This window comes from Curtobacterium sp. PhB136 (assembly GCF_004346855.1).
GTDB lineage: Bacteria > Actinomycetota > Actinomycetes > Actinomycetales > Microbacteriaceae > Curtobacterium.
On sequence record NZ_SMGH01000010.1, the window covers coordinates 78811 to 95953 of the forward strand.

Consider the following 17143-nt stretch of genomic DNA (forward strand, 5'->3'; position numbering starts at 1 on the left):
TCCACCGCCGCGAGACGCCGCTCGCCACGCGAGACGCCGCGGTCATCGGCGGCGTCTCACACAGGCTGCGGCGTCTCGCGCACGCTGCCGGCGCTACCAGCCCAGGAGCGTCAGGAGGTCGCGGACCGCCGCCGTCGTGGCCGGGGCGAGCCGCTGCGCGGACACCCGGCCCGGGCGCGCGAGGTGCTCGTCGCGACGCAGGACCACGACGGACGCACCGGCGTCGCGGAGGACCCGGTCGTCGACGCCGGCGGCACGGGGAGCACGGTCGACGACGACGGCCACGGGCTGCGACGCCGGTGACCCCGCGGCGGCGAGTGCCTCGAGGCCGGTCTCGATGCCGTCCGGCGTGGCGGCCATCACCACGACGACCGCGTTCTCGGACGGTGCGGCGAGTGCGGCTGCCGCGGCGGGGTGCACCCCGATGTCGTGGACGCCGTGCCGCGACGTCGCCTGGTCGAGCGTCGCGATCCGTGCCGCGAGGTCGCCGGTGGCGTGGTCGCTCGCCTGCACCACGGCGCCGATCCGACCACCGATCGCGTCGACGAGGAGCGCCGCGACCGTGGTGGTGCCGACCCCGCCGGCGGCACCGGTGATGATCATCGTGCGCGACCGGGCCGCTGCGGCGCGCCGGGAGCCGGGCATCGGGGGCAGCGGCGCGGAGGTCGGGGGCAGGTCGCTCACGAGCCGTCCTCCACGACGCAGCGGCCGCCGATCGCGTCGGCGAAGGCGCGTGCCACCCGGACACCGACGTCGCCGGCGGGGCCCCACGGCGCCCACGCTTCGGTCCACCACACCGGGTCGTCGGTGGTCGCGGGGAGGAGCCGGGCGGGTTCGCCTGGAGCCTCGAGCAGCTCCGGGAGCGCGATGCTCAGCACGGCGGTGCCGGACCGGTCGACGATCTCGGTCACAGCGGCGCCGTCGAGGGTGCGCAGTCGCAGGTCGGGGGCGATGTCGGCACCGGCCACGACGAACGCCGCCAGGTCGGGTGCCGCGTGCGAGACGATCACGAGGTCACGGGGCATCGGTGCCGCCTCTCTGGTCGGCCGTCGGGAAGTGCGCCACCTGGATGATGCGCGGCGCGGTGCCACGGCGGACCAGACGGCCGCGGCCGGCGGGGAACTGCTCGGCGTACACCTTCGGGTAGATCTGGCCCTCCGAGCGTTCGCCGCTCATCACGAGCCCCGTCGCGCCGGCGTCCCGGACGGACTGCAGGACGGTGTCGTACATCGCACGTGCGGCGCCGGCCACCGGGCGGGTGAGCACCACGTGCAGCCCGAGGTCCCGGGCCGAGGGCAGGTAGGGCAGCAGCGGGGAGAGCGGGTCGGTGCCCGCGGACGCGACGATGTCGTAGTCGTCCACGAGCACGACGATCCGGGGACGTGGGCCCGTGGTGGTGCCGGCCGCGCGGGCCTCGAGCTCGCCGGCGATCGCGGTCGCGAGGGCCCGGGCGTCCCGGCCGTTCGCGGCGTGGCCGCCGAGGTACTCGTCCGGGGTCCCGGCCGCAGCGCCGCCGCGCACGTCCATGAACGCCAGGACGAGTTCGTCCGGTGTCGCGCGGTCCATGAACCCCGCGGCGAGACCACGGAGGAGCGCCGTCTTGCCGCTGGCGGTGTCGCCGAACACGAGCAGGTGCTGGTCGAGCGCCGGGTCGAACGCGACGATGCCCATCGTGTCCTGCCGCAGCGCGAACGGCACGGTGTCCGGGGTGTCCAGCGGATCGGGCAGTTCGGCGGGGTCGAACGACTCGGGGAGCAGCCGGATCGGCGCTGCGGCCGGGCCCTCCCACGACGCGGCGGCACGGCGGGCGAGGGCGTCGAGCTCGTCCCCGATGTCGTCGTCGTCCACGTCGTCGAGGAGCGGGAGCGCGATCTGGGCGAACAGCTCGTCGCCGGTGAGCGCACGGCCCGGCTCGCCGGCCTTGAGCGTCGCCGCCGCCGCACGGGCGATCGTCGAGTCGGCGGGGTCGTTCAGCCGCAGCTCGAACCGCTGCCCGATGAGCGGCTGGACGGCGAGCCGCAGCTCGTTCCAGCGGGTGAGCGCGACGACGACGTGGATGCCGAAGCTGCCGCCGCGCTGCAGGAGGTCCCCGAAGGCGTCCTCGAGCTCCTCGAACTCGGTGCGCATCGCGGAGAAGCCGTCGACGAGCAGGACGACGTCCGCGGAGCCGAGCTCGGGGACGCGACCCTCGGCGTGGCGTGCACGGAGCATCGGCAGCGAGTCGATCCCGTGCACGCGGAACACGGTCTCGCGCTGCCGGATCATCGCCTGCAGTTCCTCGATGAGCCGCAGCAGCCGGTTGCGGTCCGACCGGGTCGCGACGCCACCGACGTGGGGGAAGCCCTCGATGCGGGAGAGCCCACCGCCGGCGAGGTCCATGCCGTAGACGCTCACCTGCCGCGGGGTCTTCGTCAGGGCGATCGACGTCGCGACGGTCCGGAGGAACGTGGTCCGACCGGAACCCGGCGCCCCGATCACGGCGGCGTGCCCACCGCCGAGCGTCAGGTCGACCTGCCAGGCCGCCTGCCGCTGCCGGACCGGGTCGTCGAGCAGCCCGAGGGGGAGCCGGAGGCCGGTCGTGTCCGCGGGCGCGTTGGCGTCGAGCACGGCGCCGAGCGCCAGCCGGGTCGGCAGCGGCGGGAGCCACACGGGCGTGGTGCTGCCCTCGCCCTCACCGAGGCGCTCGACCGCTTCGTCGACGACGCTGCGACCGACGTCGGGGGAGTCCAGGGCGGCCTCGGCCGGTGAGTCGTCCTCGACCGTGAGCGTGTTGTAGACCGGCAGCTCGAACGGCTCCGGCGTCGTCTCGACGTCGTTCGGCGACGGCGCGGCGTCCTCCACGGGACCCGACACGTAGCCGGCGCGGAAGCGCGTGTAGACGCTGGTGTCGACCTTGAGGTAGCCGTACCCGGGGACCGCCGGCAGGTGGAACGCGTCGCCGGTGTCGAGCACGACCTGGCTCTCCGCCTCGGAGAACGTGCGGAGGCCGAGCCGGTAGGACAGGTAGGTGTCGAGCCCGCGGAGCTTGCCGGCCTCGATGCGCTGGCTGGAGAGCAGCAGGTGGATGCCGATCGAGCGCCCGATGCGGCCGATGGTGAGGAGCAGGTCGACGAAGTCGGGCTCCGCCGTGAGCAGTTCGCCGAACTCGTCGATGACGAGCACCAGGTGCGGCATCGGCGGCAGCTCCGGGCGGCGCGTGCGCAGCTCGCGGTAGTGCGTGATCGACGGCGACGACCCGGCGTCACGGAGGAGCTCCTGACGGCGACGGACCTCGCCCGCGATGCTCGAGCGTGCGCGCCGGGTCAGCTGCGGGTCGTCGGCGAGGTTGTCGATGAGCCCGGCGACGTGCGGCAACCGGGCGAACGGGGCGAACGCCGCGCCGCCCTTGTAGTCGACGAGGATCATCGTGAGGTCCTCGGGCGGGTGCGAGACCGCGAGCCCGAGGACGAGCGTCCGGAGCATCTCGCTCTTGCCGGAGCCGGTCGCGCCGATGCAGATGCCGTGCGGTCCCATGCCGAGCTGCGCCGACTCCTTGAGGTCGAGCAGGAGCGGCGCACCGAAGTCGTCGACGCCGATCGGCACCCGCAGGAAGTCGCGCGGCGCCCGCGGACGCCAGGTCCTGGCGGTGTCGAGCGCGGTGACGTCGTCGGTGCCGATGAGCTCGGCGATGCCGATGGCGGCCGAGGACTCGGTCCGCTCCTCGGCGTCGGCGGACAGCCGGAGCGGTGCGAGCCCGCGTGCGACGGCGGTCATCACCGTGGGCTCGACGCGGTCGCACACGGCGGACTGCACCGGTGCGGGCTCGCCCTCGGCGACGTCGCGGGCGTCGACCACGTGCAGGTCGGTCCGACCGTCCTCGGTGCTCGTCGCGGTGATGCGCACCCGCACGTCGGAGGGTTCGTGCAGGCGGTCGGACACCAGGTGCACGACGGTGGTCCGGAGGTCCTCCGGGCGGGACTCGCCCTCCGGCAGGGGCAGCGGGACCGCGACGTCACCGTGCTCGTCGGCGAAGACGACCAGGCGCGGCATGTCGCTCCGCTTGGCGGACTCGCCGGAGCGGCGCCACATCGCGGCGGTCCGGGCCCGTTCGCCGAGCTCGGCGCCGAGCACCCGGGCGAGCGCCGTGACGTCCGGAGCGACGCGGCGCGCGTGCAGCGGGCCGTCGAAGGTGCGGTCCATCCGGGTGTGCGGCAAGAGGTCGAACCACGCCCAGTCCTCGTCGCGGTCCGCGGGGAACGCGGCGGCGAGCTGGAGGTCGTCGGGGGAGTGCATCGCGGCCAGCTGGGCGGCGAGGGCGCGGGCGACGTCGAGCACGGCGGCCCGGTCGCCCACGACCGAGACGTCCCCGGCGTCGTCGAGCGCGACCGACACCGGCATCGCGCGGACGGTGCCGTAGTGCTCGGCGACCTGCTCGAGCTCGACGAGCATCAGCGGGTCGAGCGGCTGCACGGGGTTCTGGTCGGCGGGCACGGTGAGGTCGAGCCACCGCACGTCGCCGGTGCCGACCCGGGCACGCAGGAAGTCCCCGTGCTGCCGTCGGCGTTCCCAGAGCCGGGCGGGGTCCCGCACCAGGCGGGTGAGGGTCTCCGGCGCGGGGTCGACGTGCTCGGCGCGTTCACGGACCTCGCGGGCGCGGTCCCGGAGGTCGCTCCGCAGCTCTTCGAGGTAGTCCAGGTAGCGCTCGCGCTGGGTGCGACGGTTGCGCACGGCGTTCCCGCGCTGGGTGAACGCCATGCCGAGCCCGCCGACGAGCGCCACGACGAAGACCAGTGCTGCGACGACCATGAGCACCGGGTTGTTCCCGCGGAGCACGACCATCATGACGACGGACGACACCGCGCCGACCACCGGCAACAGGGACTGCAGCGGTAGCCCGCCGCTCGGACCCTCGGGGAGCTGGGGCGGCGGCGCGAGCTGTTCGGCGTCGGGGCGGACGAGCGGCGTCGTGATCCGCGCCGGGCGGTGGACGATGCGGTTCACCGGGGTGCTCCCGTCGGGCGTCGGGTGGCGTCGACGGCCGCGTCGACGAGTGCGGCCGTCAGGTGGACGAGACCGGTGCGGAGCGCGGCGGACCGGACCCGGCGCGGGTCGGTCACGGCCGGGTCGTGCGGCACGGGGAGCACACGGACGTGGTCCCATGTCTCCGCGGTGCGGGCGGCGCGCTGTCCCTCGCCGGTGACGTCGACCGGGACGACGACGACCTCGGTCCCCGTGGCGTGGGCGCGGACGGCGTCTGCGTGGGACACCGCGGCCTCGATCGCGGCACGGTCGGCGGCGCAGACGAGTGCGACGACGTGTGCGTCCTCGGCCACGGCGCCGAGGTCGACGAACGGCGACCGTCGGCCCCAGTCACCGACGACGACGTCGAAGAACCGGGCGATCGGGTCGACGGCGTCGGCCCACTCGTCGGGCGAAGCTGCCCGGTCGGGGAAGGCCCCGCGCTCGGGCGTGGCTGCCCGGTCGGGGAAGGCCCCGCGCTCGGTCGAGGCCGCCCGGTCGGGGAAGGCTCCGTGACCCGGCCCCACGCCGCCGACCCGCAGCACGTGCAGTCCGGACGGCGCGAGCGCCAGCCCGTCGGTGGCCTCCCACGACGCACGGGCCCCGGCCCGGAGCGCAGACGGCGGCGTCGCGCCCTCGAGCGGTGTCCCCGCGTACCGGGCGAGCGACCGGTTGCCGGCGGCGCCGTCGACCCCGAGCACCCGCCCGGGACGCCGCCGCGCGAGCACCGTGGCGACGGCGGCCGCGGTCGCCGAGCACCCCGTCCCGCCGGCGAGCGAGGTGAACGCGATCCGGCGGCTGGTGGGCACGCCCTGCCGGATGGCCCGGTGCGCGTCGTCGAGTTCGCGGGCGCCCCCGGCGGTGCTGCCGAAGAACGCCCGGACGAGTGCGGGGCCGGCGTCGCGGAGGTCGACCATGCTCAGAACGTCTCCAGGAGTGCGGCGAACAGCCCGAAGGTCCCGAGCAGCAGCGGGAGCGCCACCACGACGGCGATCGTCTCGAGCGCGTTGCCGATGGAGCGGAGCCGTGCGCGCTGGTGTGCGGCGGGCCGGATGCCGGCGAGGAGCGCGGCCACGACGGCCAGCCCCGCGAGCACCAGCACGACGATCGTCGGGGACGCCGTCGCGTGGTCGAGGAGCCCCACGACCGCGGCGACGGTGACCGCGGACCACAGCAGCACACCCTGCAGCGCGAGCGGGAACGCCCGGGTGCGGAGCGCGGTCACGACGACCGTGACGACACCGAGCGCGATCGCCCACGGGTCCTCGGCGCCGAGGAGTGCGGCACCCGCCATCGCGAGCGGTGCGGCGACGGCGGCGGTCACCCAGTCGAGCGAGCGGTAGGCGTCGTCGAGCGCGGAGACGACGCGCGGGCGACCGACGAGCCCGCCGGCGCCGACCTGGTCGTCGAGCCCGGTGAGCCCGGCGGAGGACATCGCGGCGGACGGCAGCAGGCCGCAGGCGACGAGGGAGGCCACGGCGACGACGCCCCAGCCGGCCGCGGGCACGGCCGGGGTGAGCCACGTGAGGACACCGACGGCGGGGAGGACCACGCCGACGACCGCGGCGAGCCCGACGGTGCGCATCCGCTGTCCGATCCCGAGGCCGATGCCGAGCGCGATCCACGCCCAGATGACCACGAACGCCGCGAGCATCGCCGCGCTGTCGGCGGCGCGGGCCATCAGCGGCGCACCGGCGAGGCCGACGGGCAGCGCCATGCCCGCGGAGGCAGCCGTCAGGACGATCCCCGTCCACCGGGCACCGGCACGCCCGGCGACGACGGCCGCGAGCGCGAGCACGAGCGCGGCACCGAGGACGACCGCGGGCAGGACGACGGGCGACGGGACCTGGTCCTGTGCGGCACGCAGCACCCACCGCGCGCTCAGCGCGATGACCGCCAGCGACCCCAGGAGACTCGATGCCGTGCCGACGGCGGCCGCGGCGACGGACTGCCGTGCGGCGTCGCCCCAGGTGTCGTCCCGGCGACCGAGCGACTCCGCGACCACGTCGGTGACGTCGCTCACCTCGGGTGGCGGCGGTGCGTCGGCGCGACGGACCAGGTGCAGGACCTCACCGTCGGCCACCGACTGGTCGGATGCGCCGGCGCCGAGCGAGAGTTCCTCGCCGGTGATGCGCACCAGGGTGACCGGGTGCGCGCTGTCCGCCACCGGCTCGTCGAGGATGTCGACGAACCGGGGGAGCAGCCCCGCGAAGGGCTCGTCGGACGCGACGACGACGTCGGCACGGCGAGCGGCCCCGACCACGGTCACTCGGGTGAAGTCGGTCACGGTGCCTCCGGGGCGTCGGTGCTGGTCGGGTCGGTGCTGGTCGAGCCGGTGCTGGTCGACGTCGACGGGGCGGTCGAGCTGACGATGCCGCTCGTCGTCGCCTGCTGCGCGGCCTGCTTCGCGAGGGCGGTGGTCACGAAGGAGTACCCGAGGCACCCGACCCCCACCACCGCGGCGAGCACGACGCTGCCGATGAACCGCCGGACGTTGTCGTTGACCTGCCGGCGGTCCGCGAGCCGCCCGAGCACGAAGGCCTGCCGGAGCCGCCGACGGTGGGTCGCGACGCTCTCCAGCAGGACGGCGTCACTGTTCCGTGGCACGGTGCACCCGCTCTCGTGTCGTCTGGTCCATCTCGGTCGCGTCCGCCACCCGGCTGAACCCGATGTCGTCGAGCACGTCGGCCAGCTCGCGCACCGGGTCGCGGTCGGAGCGCCGGCCGAACGGCAGCACGAGCGCCGGGATCCGCGGGCGTCCGGCGACGACGGCGCCGAAGCGCTCCGCCATCGCAGCGGGGTCGAGGCCGAGGTCGCGGACGGCCGGCGCGCCGAGGAGCATCGCGACCGGAGCCGGCGGCGCCTGCAGGACGGGGGACTGCAGCAGGTCGGAGCGTCCGGGGCGCCGCATCACGAGTGCGAACAGCGGGAGCTGCGTCGCCGCGAGGCGCCCGAGCACCTGCGGCACCGCGGCGATCCGCATCGCGGTCACGGGGTCGCCGATCGGCCCCGCGGACACCAGCCCGGTCGTCAGCTCCTCGACCCCGTGGTCGGTGCGCTGCGCGGTCACCGTCGACGCCGAGCCGGGGCCGATCACGACGAAGCGCGTCGAGGTCGGCATCCGGTCGCGCGCCGCCGCGGTCAGGTCGTGCCGGCTCCACGGTCGACCGGCCGGTTCGTGCGTGCCCCAGCCGGTGGGCGCTGCGCCGGCGAGCTCCGTCGCGACGAGCTCGGCCGTGCTGCCGAGGATCGTCTCCGCTGCCGCACGGTGCCGCACGGACACCGAGACGACGAGCTGTTCCGCGTCCGCCGGTTCCGGCCGGAGGTACGGCACGGCGACGTCGTCGACCGACGTCGGCGGTCCGAGGACGACGGCGTCGGTGAAGGCGTCGAGCCGCCGACCGTCGAGGCCGTTGCGCAGCCCGTCCTGCCCGCGCACCACCCAGGCACCGCCGGTGTCGACGAGGTACTGCCGGAACGGTTCGGTGAGCCGGGAGAGCCCGTCGGTGACGAGGATCGGGCGAGCGCCCTCGGCCGCCGCCCGGCCGAGCAGGTCGAGCCGCCCGACGCCGAGGTGCACGATCGCCGCGCGGCTCTCGATGCGCACCGAGCCGTCCCCGACCGAGTCGGCGAGGGGGTGCTTCGCGACCAGGTGCGCGTCCGGGTCGTGCCCGCGTGACCGGCTCATGCGGCACCACCGACCCGGTCGAGCCGGAACGCGTGGTCACCGATCCGGACGGTCGCGCCGGGTTCCAGCACGACGTCCGCTCCGGGGACGAGGTCGTCGAACGAGCCGTCCGTGTGCACGACGGTGGTGCCGTTGGTGGACGCCAGGTCACGGATGCGGACGACACCGTTCTCCTGCACGAGCGCGGTGTGGGTCTTCGAGAGCGTGCGGGACAGGTCGGGCACCGCGATCGTCGTCACGCCCGCTTCTGCCTCGGGGTTCCGGCCGACGACGCAGGTCGTGCGGAACCAGTGCACGGCACCGGTGTCGAAGGTGAGCACGGTGGCGTCCAGCGGGACGGGGTCGGCGTCGACGCCGGAGGTGGGCACGGACGGGACGGGACCGCCCGCGAGACGCGTGGCGTCGAGACCGACCGGCACCGGTCCTCCCGTCGGGGTGGGCGTGTGGGGCCGGACCCCCGCAGCCGCCGCTGCCCCGTACGTCATGCCGAGCTGGTCGAGGGCCGGCGACAGCGGGTCGCGACCCGCACGGAGCGACGCGGTGACGGTGCCCGTGGCGCGGGCCCACGGGCCCCCGCCACGGGGTCGGTGCCGACCGCGCAGCCGTCCGACGGCGGCAGCCGGGCCGCATGCGAGCGCGTCGTCACCGTCGACGACGCGGGTCGCCATCACGAGTCCGCCGGGTCCACGACCCGTCCTGGAGGCTCGGATCACCACCGCGACGGCCGTCACGACGAATCCGAGGACGGCTCCGGCGATCGAGGTGCCGACCGCGTCCGAGCGGGGGACCGCCGTGTGGGCGAGGAGGAAGAGGCCGGCGCCGAGCGCCGCCGCGATCAGGCAGACGAGCACGTCGAGGCCGCGCGCCGCCGCGACCGCGCCGGCGGACGCGGGGACCACACCGCGGAACGGGTCGAACTCGACCGACCCGACGGTCCGGCCGATCAGCACGCCGCAGTCCGTGCAGAACCGCTGCCCGTGCGTCGTCGCCGCCCCGCACCGGCCGCACGTGAGGACCGGTACCACGGTCTCCACCACGATCGTCGACATCGCCCCCACCTCCCATCGGCTCGTCCGATCATGGCAGAGACCGGCGACCTCCGGGATCGAGAACGGTGTCGGGTGCAACACGCCCGGTGTTGGTCTAGGCTGCGTTGCATCCGGCGTCCCCCGGACCGGGGGTGGGGAACGACAGAAAGAGGCATGCGATGAAGTTCGCGATGGGGGCTCAGGTGCTCACCAACCTGACCAAGCAGACGTCCAACGCATCCGGCGACCTGGGCACGCTCGTGCACCGGCTCGCGGATTCCGCCGAGCCGCTCCAGGGCCGGTTCAACGGTGCCGGTCGCGCCGCCTTCGACCGCTTCAAGGGGCAGACCGACTCGATCGCGAACGAGCTGAACGGCGCGCTCGCGAGCGTCCTGCAGGGTGTGTCCGGCATGGACCGTTCCTTCCAGGAAGGCGACCAGGACATGGCCCAGTCGACGACGTCGGCCGAGGGCAGTGCCAACTTCGACGCGGCCCGCTTCAGCGGCCGCGCCTGATCTCACGAGGGGAAACAGATCATGAGCAACGGTGGCAACCAGGCAGACCGTCGTGACTACGACGTCGCCGCATCGCAGAACGCCCAGGACAACTTCAACGCGGTCGCGTCGCAGCTCGAGTCGCTGATCGCCCAGCGCGACAGCGACGTGAAGGCCGCGATGGCCGACTACCAGGCCGACGGCGTCTCGGACGAGTACCACGCGAAGGAACAGCGCTGGAACTCCGTCGCGAACGAGGTCAAGTCGATCATCGCGACGCTCCGCAGCTCGCTGCAGTCGAACGACGAGTCGGCGCAGTCGGCGATCAGCAAGGCGAAGTCCGCCGTCGGCAACATCGGCTGACGATGGCGAACGGATGGCGGGTCGACCCCGCGGGGGTCGAGCGTGTCCTCACCGCGGTCGCCGACCGGACGACGACGATGTCGACTGCGCTCGGCGGCTCCGAGGACGGATCGGTCAAGGGCGTCGACACGGTCGTGCAGGCGGCGGCGACAGCCGCGCAGTCGCAGGTGATCGGCGAGGCCATCGCGGGGTTCTTCGAGCACCGCAAGGCCACGCTCACCGGCATCCAGAACCGGGTGCGCGCATCGCTCCTCGGGGCTTCCGGGGCGACCGCCGCCATCAACGAGGGCGACGAGGCCATGGCGGCCACGACGCAGTCGAACGCCGTGTCCGCGGCGTCGAACGGGGACTTCTCCGCGTTCGACGGCGCTCCGGGCGCGAACTAGCAGGGGGAACCACAGCGCGATGAGCGGACTCGTCAAGGTCGGGGAGATCCCGTACACCGACGTCGACCTCTCCGGGATCACGGCGGGAGCCGGGAACCTGCGGACCGTCGCGTCGGCGGTGCGCGACGGCACGGCCGACATCCACAGTGCGTGGACGCCGATCTCGCAGTCGTACGAGGGGCCGGCTGACCAGCAGCTCTTCGACGCGATGAACCCGATCGTGCCGCAGGGCACCGCGTTCGGCGACGACCTGGACACCGTGGCGAAGGCCCTCGACGACTTCGTGACCGAGGTCACCCCGATCGTCGCGAAGCTCAAGACCTACGTCACGCGGGGCAACCAGCTGCACGCCGACGTCAAGCGGCACGACGGCGCCTGGGACGAGGACGAGACCCTCAACGGCGAGAACAACGACATCATCAACGGCGTCGCGAACCAGGTCGTCGCCTACCAGGCGGCTGAGCGCACCTGCGCGAACACGATCCGCGGACTCTCCGGCCTGGCCGCGCTGCACGCGATGACGGGCAACGACCCGGACGACAAGCTCGGCTACGGGTACAAGGAACTCCCGATGGGCACGGAGCTGCCGTGGGGGACCGCCGAGGCCCGGAAGGAGAGCTGCGGCGAGAAGACGCTGTACTTCGTCCCGCACCTGCTGCAGGGCGTCGTCGTCGACGGGATCTGGGGCACGGTCCAGGGCCTCGGACAGCTCGTCGGCATCGACGGCACCGGGTGGCACCTCGACACCCTCACCAGCGCCTGGAAGGGCATGGGCTCGCTCATCGGCTACAGCGCCGCGGACAACTCGTGGAGCTGGGGCAACGCCGGTGACGCCTGGAAGGGCCTCGGCAAGGCCACCGTCGGGTGGGACGCCTGGGCGGACGACCCGGGCCGCGCTGCGGGACAGGCCGTGTGGGGCATCGGCTCCCTGCTCATCCCCGTCGCGGGCGAGGTCGGCAAGGTCGGTGCGCTCGGCAAGGTGGGCGAAGTCGCCGGCACCGTCGGCAAGGCGGGCAAGTTCCTGGACCTCGTCGACGCGGGCGCCTGGGCGTCGAAGGGGCTCACGTCGGTGCTGCCGAAGCTCGGCGACCTCAAGGGCCTGGTGTCGTCCGGGCTCGGCGACATGTCCGGCTTCACGGGCAAGATCGCGGACTTCAAGACCGGACTCGGGGACTTCCTGCACGGGCACCACGGCAGCGACGCTGAGGTGCCGCCGGTGCGGTCGGAGCCGAGCGTCGAGGCGCCGGTGAACGCCCACAACGGTGGGTCCACGGTCGAGGCCCCGCCGGTGCGGGAGCCGGAGCTCGTGGGTGCCGGTGGGCACGGGGAGTCGGGGACCGCGACCGAGCACGGCGGCGGGTCGGACTCCGGGTCCGGGTCCGGATCGGGCTCGTCCGGTGGGCACGGGGGTGACTCCGGCAGCAGTGGTGGTTCCGGGCACGGGACGGATGCCGAGCACGGCGGTGGCAGCGGTCACGGGGCCGATGGCGACGGTGCTGGCACTGGACACGGTTCCGATGCCGACGGCGGCGCCGGGCACGGCTCGGACGCGGACAGTGGAACGGGACAGGACCACGATCCCGGCACGGGCGACGGCACGGGCGACGGCACGGGCGACGGCACGGGCGCCCACGGCGACCCCACGGCTCCTCCCGCGCACCACTACGACCGGTCGACCGACCCGGTGTTCTCCGACGACGCGAGCGGTCCCGGCTGGGAGCGCGACGAGTCGGTCCGCGGCAACCCGGAGCGGGCGGACTACGGCGATCCGCACCTGCACCTCGATGATCTCGGCTCGAAGTACCGGGCGCCGGACGACCCGACCTACACCGGTGCAGGGATGAGCGACGACGTCCGCGCACTCGTCGACGACTGGGGCAACCCGAACGGCCTCTACGGCAAGGACGCCGACGGCAACTACCTCACGCGAGAGGACTGGGAGGACCGCTACGTCGACTGGAACGACGACTGGAACTCCTACGCTCCGGAGTACCCGGGCAACGGCGGTGCCGTCGCGGGCCACCGTGTCGACTGGACCGATCCGGACGCGTTCGTGCAGCAGTACGGATCACAGCTCGATCGCCTCGGCAAGGACTCCGGCGACTTCCTGTCGTTCCCCGGGAACTCGTTCGAAGAACGTGCGCTGCCACCGTCGAACCTCAGCGACGCGTACTCGAAGTTCGACTTCGACGCTGCTGCGTTCGAGGGCCATGGTCTGAAGATCGAGGTCAGCGAGATCGCACCGGCGTTCGGACACCCGGGAGGCGGCCTCCAGGTCCGCTTCTTCACGCCCGGGGACCCGCCGACGTTCGTCTCCGTCTCCGAACTCAAGCGACTGAAGATCCTCCTGTGACCGAATCTGCCCTCGTCGAGTTCTCGGAACTCGATCTCATGCGCGACGTCCTGTCGCGAGCCGAATTCGATCGAGTCCAGGTCGAGCCCGACCGGGTCGAGTTCGGTGACCTCGAGACGCTCGACCGGTACACCCTCACTCCTGACGGCGTGGTCGAGTGGAGAGGCGACCGTGGCGCCGGCCGCGACACGGGCACGGTCTTCAACGACGTCTCCGATGCGGAACGGTGGATCGTGACGGTTGCAGCCGAGGCGCTCCGGGCCCGATCGGGGCTCGGGCTCGGGGACTGGTTGTTGAACCGGGAGCGCGAACTCCCGGCGGGGTTCACCGCGGTGCCCGAGGGGCGCACCGTGCTCGTGCGCTGGACTGTCCGCGGGGAAGAACACCGCGCTCGGTTCGGTGGGGCGCTCCCCATGGCCCGAGCGGTGCAGTTCGCAACCGTCGCGCGCGTACCGATCGACCGGATCGAACCGTGTGCCCTCGACGAGGACTCCCGCGGCGCGTTCGCTGCCGCCTCGCTGTCCGCCTGAACCGGATCCGGCCGACCGGCCCGGTCCGGCCGCCCGAGCGTCCGCTCGGCTTCGACGTCAGTTCCGGTCTGAGCCGATCTGGATCTTCCGGAGGGAGCCATCGACCAGGAGATCACGGATGGTGGCGCCCTCGTCTGCGATGGTGAACCGGATCGCACCGCCGGGCTGGCCGAACCAGGGCAGCGTGAGCTGTGCCCCGACGAGGACGTCACGTTCGGTGACGAACTGGTGGACCGTCGACGGAGCCGAGAGCGCGGTCGGTGGCAACGACCTCGACTCGAACGAGGCACCGAACGGATTGAGCAGCCAACCGTCCGGACCACCGATCCGGTCGACGGGGATCATCGGGGGGATCTGGATCAGGACGCGTCCACCGGACGAGCGGATCCGGTCCGTGAGCTCTGGCAGGTACCGCTCCGAATTGCTCACGAGGCGGTCGAACTCGTCCCGCTCGAAGATGCGCGGAGCAGGAACGGGACGCCTGAGGAACGCCCGCACGAGTTCGGCGGCGCCGAGCTCGTCGGACGCGTGACCGATCGTCCGGGCTTGTCCGTAGTCGACGCTCTGGAGCTCGAAACCGGTTTCGACCGGCTGGACCCGGAGAGCCCCCTCGAGCGGCGGGAGCGGACGCTCGTCGCCCGGAAGCGACACGAATTGTGTGGAGAATCCGGACCGATCGAGATCGGCTCGAAGCGAAGCGAAGGTCACGCTTCCAGGCTATCGGTGGCCAGCCTGGTCGCGGTCGTTGCTGACGGCGAGTGCCCAACCCTCAGCGCTTCGGCCGGACACCGCACTCCTTCGCGGCAGGGACGTGTTCGTCGCGCAGATGCGGGAGCGGCATCCCGAACTCGATCCGGAGGCGCTCGCGGCCCTCGGCTGGAAGTTCTCGTGGGACTGGCGGTGAGCGGGACTACCATCCGGTCCATGACGAAGCAGTGGGTTGCGCCGCGTCCCGGCGGCAGCGAGGTCCTCGAGTACATCGACACCGACGTCCGTCCGCCCGGCCCGGGCGAGGTCACGATCGCGGTCCGAGCTGCCGGGATGAACCCCGCCGACACGAAGCACACTCGGGCAGCGCAGGCCGACGCGTACCCGATGCCGATCGGCTACGAGGTCGCCGGGGTCATCTCGGCGATCGGCCCGGACACACAGATCGCGTCCGGCGGCGGAGCCGTCGGCGACGAGGTCCTCGCGTTCCGCGTCTCCGGCGGCTGGACCGAGGAACTCACGGTGCCTGCCGCCGACGTGTTCGCCAAGCCGGCCTCCCTCGGCTTCCCGGAGGCGGCGAACCTGCTGCTGGCAGGCACGACCGCAGCTGACGTGATCCGGGTGACCCGAGCCTCCGGACGGGACACCGTGCTCCTGCACGGCGCATCCGGCGCGGTCGGCGTGAGTGTCCTGCAGCAGCTGCGCCCGCTGGGCGCGCGCGTGATCGGCACGGCTTCGGAACGTGGTGCGGACACCGTCCGCCGGTACGGGGGCGAGTGGATCGCCTACGGCGACGGACTGGAGGCTCGTCTCCGTGATCTCGCACCCCACGGCATCGACGTGGCCATCGACGCCGTCGGCACGGACGAGGCGGTCGACGTCTCGTTGGCACTCGTGGCGGACCGCGACCGGATCGTCACGATCGCCGCGCCGGGCCGGGCCGCGGCCGACGGCTTCGCCGCCGTCGGGGGAGTGCAGCCGGAGAGCAAGGCGTTCCGCGACTCGGTGCGGCAGCGGCTGATCGACCTGGCGGCGGCGGGGCAGCTCGAGGTGCCGGTCGCCCGGACGTTCCCGCTCGCGGACGCCCGCGATGCCGCCGAGCTCCTGGAGTCCGGACACCCCGGCGGGAAGCTCGCGCTCATCCCCTGACCTCCGACCTGCCAGACTGGACGCCGACGATCGGGGGAGGCGCTGATGAGCGACGACGGGACCAACCAGGGCTGGGGCAACGGCCGGCCGAACGGGCAGCAGCCGCCGCAGCCGCAGTGGTCCGGGCAGCAGGGCTGGGCGCAGCAGGCGCCGGGTGGGCAGCAGGCGCCGGGCGGCACGCAGGCGCCGGGGTGGCCGCAGCAGCAGCAGGCGCCCGCGTGGCAGCAGGGCCCCGGGTGGCAGCAGCAGCCCGGGTGGCAGCCGCCGCGTCCGATCCCGCTCGACGAGGCCGGCGTCCCGCCGCTCTGGGCACCCTGGTACGGCGCGGGCATCGGCGACGCGATCGGCCGGTTCTTCCGGAAGTACGGCCGCTTCGACGGGCGTGCCAGCCGCAGCGAGTTCTGGTGGTGGTTCCTGACGAACGCGATCATCGCCGCGATCCTCGGTGCCGCGGTGGCGGTCATCGTCACGACGACGGGCACCCGCGAGATGAGTACCGACGTGTACGGCCGGACGACCAGTCAGCTCGACACGGATTCGATCTGGTGGCTCATCCCGATCTGGCTCTGGGCAGCCTGGTTCCTCGGCACGGCGGTCGGCAACATCGCGCTGATGGTCCGTCGGCTGCACGACGTGAACCTCAGCGGGTTCTTCGCGTTCTTCTTCGTGAACACCCTCGGCTGGATCGTGCTCTGGGTGATGGCGATGCTGGCGCCGAACCCGAACGGGCAGCGGTTCGATCGTCCGCAGGGATGACGATCGGGGCGGCAGGGGTGTGGTTGACTCTGTGCGTCTCATCAGGTGATCGACGAAGGGCTTCCCCGTGAGCGACCAGTACGGCGGACCGAACCAGTACGGCGGACAGAACCCGTCCGGGCAGCCGAACGGACAGAACCCGTACGGGCAGCCGAACGGCCAGAACCCGTACGGGCAGCCGAACGGCCAGAACCCGTACGCGCAGAACCCGTACGGGCAGCAGCCGCGTCCGCCGCAGGGTGAACCGCCGCTCTGGGCGCCCTGGTACGGCATCGCGTTCCCGAAGGCCTTCGTCCGGTTCTGGAAGAAGTACGTCCGCTTCGACGGACGCGCGAGCCGCAGCGAGTTCTGGTTCTGGTCCCTGTGGTGGGTCATCGGCAACGCTGCGCTCGGCATCGTCGGCGGCGCGTTCGACGGCATCGCGGGCACGGGCAACGTCGGCGACGACGGCCTGTTCGACGGGCTGTTCACCGGAGCCTGGGCCCTCGCGACGCTGGTCGGCTGGATCGCGCTCCTGGTGCGCCGGCTCCACGACGCGAACTACAGCGGCCTGCTCGCCCTGCTGCTCATCATCCCGGTGCTCGGGTGGATCGCGTGCGTGATCCTGTCGCTGATGCCCTCGAACCAGCAGGGCCAGCGCTACGACCGACCGGACCTCGGGTAGCCGGAAGACTCGAGCGGTCCACCGCG

General features: G+C 73.2%; 17 protein-coding genes. 8 read left to right on the forward strand and 9 right to left on the reverse strand.

The window, feature by feature from the left end; all coding sequences use genetic code 11:
- Positions 1-93: 93 nt before the first annotated feature.
- The 8 genes from EDF27_RS17355 to EDF27_RS17380 are packed head-to-tail and all read right to left on the reverse strand — an operon-like array spanning position 94 to position 9735.
- The gene (locus EDF27_RS17355; protein WP_132050218.1) at positions 94-684 is read right to left on the reverse strand and encodes a hypothetical protein; all 591 of its coding nucleotides are present in this window, start codon (positions 682-684) and stop codon (positions 94-96) included.
- Positions 681-1025: a hypothetical protein gene (locus EDF27_RS17360; protein ID WP_132050220.1), complete on the reverse strand. Its 345-nt coding sequence runs from the start codon at positions 1023-1025 to the stop codon at positions 681-683. The genes EDF27_RS17355 and EDF27_RS17360 overlap by 4 nt, the downstream gene beginning before the upstream one ends.
- Entirely contained in the window at positions 1015-4980 is a 3966-nt protein-coding gene (gene eccCa, locus EDF27_RS17365) for a type VII secretion protein EccCa (RefSeq protein ID WP_243698409.1), read from the reverse strand. The genes EDF27_RS17360 and eccCa overlap by 11 nt, the downstream gene beginning before the upstream one ends.
- A complete protein-coding gene (locus EDF27_RS20150) occupies positions 4977-5915 on the reverse strand; it encodes a hypothetical protein (protein ID WP_243698410.1) in 939 nt (312 codons plus the stop codon). Before EDF27_RS20150 ends, eccCa begins: the two co-directional genes overlap by 4 nt.
- Before the next feature lie 2 nt (positions 5916-5917).
- On the reverse strand, positions 5918-7285 hold the full coding sequence (locus EDF27_RS17370; protein WP_165931555.1) for an EsaB/YukD family protein: 1368 nt from the start codon (positions 7283-7285) through the stop codon (positions 5918-5920).
- On the reverse strand, positions 7282-7605 hold the full coding sequence (locus tag EDF27_RS19860; RefSeq protein WP_165931556.1) for a hypothetical protein: 324 nt from the start codon (positions 7603-7605) through the stop codon (positions 7282-7284). The genes EDF27_RS17370 and EDF27_RS19860 overlap by 4 nt, the downstream gene beginning before the upstream one ends.
- Positions 7589-8686 carry a DUF6177 family protein gene (locus tag EDF27_RS17375; RefSeq protein WP_132050226.1) on the reverse strand — a complete coding sequence of 366 codons (1098 nt, stop codon included), beginning with the start codon at positions 8684-8686 and terminating at the stop codon, positions 7589-7591. Before EDF27_RS17375 ends, EDF27_RS19860 begins: the two co-directional genes overlap by 17 nt.
- Positions 8683-9735 (reverse strand): FHA domain-containing protein, encoded by a 1053-nt coding sequence (locus EDF27_RS17380; protein ID WP_132050228.1) that lies wholly within the window; start codon positions 9733-9735, stop codon positions 8683-8685. Before EDF27_RS17380 ends, EDF27_RS17375 begins: the two co-directional genes overlap by 4 nt.
- A 158-nt stretch (positions 9736-9893) precedes the next feature.
- On the opposite strand from EDF27_RS17380, the gene EDF27_RS17385 reads away from it, so the two are divergent.
- The 5 genes from EDF27_RS17385 to EDF27_RS17405 are packed head-to-tail and all read left to right on the forward strand — an operon-like array spanning position 9894 to position 13840.
- Positions 9894-10229, forward strand: coding sequence for a hypothetical protein (locus tag EDF27_RS17385; RefSeq protein WP_123656093.1), 336 nt, complete (start codon positions 9894-9896; stop codon positions 10227-10229).
- Positions 10230-10250: 21 nt separating this feature from the next.
- Positions 10251-10571, forward strand: a complete 321-nt coding sequence (locus tag EDF27_RS17390) for a pore-forming ESAT-6 family protein (protein WP_123656094.1) — start codon at positions 10251-10253, stop codon at positions 10569-10571.
- Between the two features lie 2 nt (positions 10572-10573).
- Positions 10574-10957, forward strand: a complete 384-nt coding sequence (locus EDF27_RS17395; RefSeq protein WP_123656095.1) for a DUF6507 family protein — start codon at positions 10574-10576, stop codon at positions 10955-10957.
- A gap of 19 nt (positions 10958-10976) precedes the next feature.
- On the forward strand, positions 10977-13310 hold the full coding sequence (locus tag EDF27_RS17400; protein WP_132050230.1) for a TNT domain-containing protein: 2334 nt from the start codon (positions 10977-10979) through the stop codon (positions 13308-13310).
- Positions 13307-13840, forward strand: a complete 534-nt coding sequence (locus EDF27_RS17405; protein WP_123702420.1) for a hypothetical protein — start codon at positions 13307-13309, stop codon at positions 13838-13840. Before EDF27_RS17400 ends, EDF27_RS17405 begins: the two co-directional genes overlap by 4 nt.
- Positions 13841-13897: 57 nt before the next feature.
- On the opposite strand, the gene EDF27_RS17410 is transcribed toward EDF27_RS17405, so the two are convergent.
- Positions 13898-14491 (reverse strand): TNT domain-containing protein, encoded by a 594-nt coding sequence (locus EDF27_RS17410; protein ID WP_123702422.1) that lies wholly within the window; start codon positions 14489-14491, stop codon positions 13898-13900.
- Between the two features lie 273 nt (positions 14492-14764).
- Here EDF27_RS17410 and EDF27_RS17415 point away from each other — a divergent pair, with 273 nt between their 5' ends.
- From EDF27_RS17415 to EDF27_RS17425, 3 genes are all read left to right on the forward strand, one after another.
- On the forward strand, positions 14765-15697 hold the full coding sequence (locus tag EDF27_RS17415; RefSeq protein ID WP_132050232.1) for an NADP-dependent oxidoreductase: 933 nt from the start codon (positions 14765-14767) through the stop codon (positions 15695-15697).
- A 45-nt stretch (positions 15698-15742) separates the two neighbouring features.
- Positions 15743-16453 (forward strand): DUF805 domain-containing protein, encoded by a 711-nt coding sequence (locus EDF27_RS17420; RefSeq protein ID WP_132050234.1) that lies wholly within the window; start codon positions 15743-15745, stop codon positions 16451-16453.
- Between the two features lie 67 nt (positions 16454-16520).
- Positions 16521-17117, forward strand: coding sequence for a DUF805 domain-containing protein (locus EDF27_RS17425; RefSeq protein WP_123702427.1), 597 nt, complete (start codon positions 16521-16523; stop codon positions 17115-17117).
- The last annotated feature ends 26 nt before the right edge of the window (positions 17118-17143 follow it).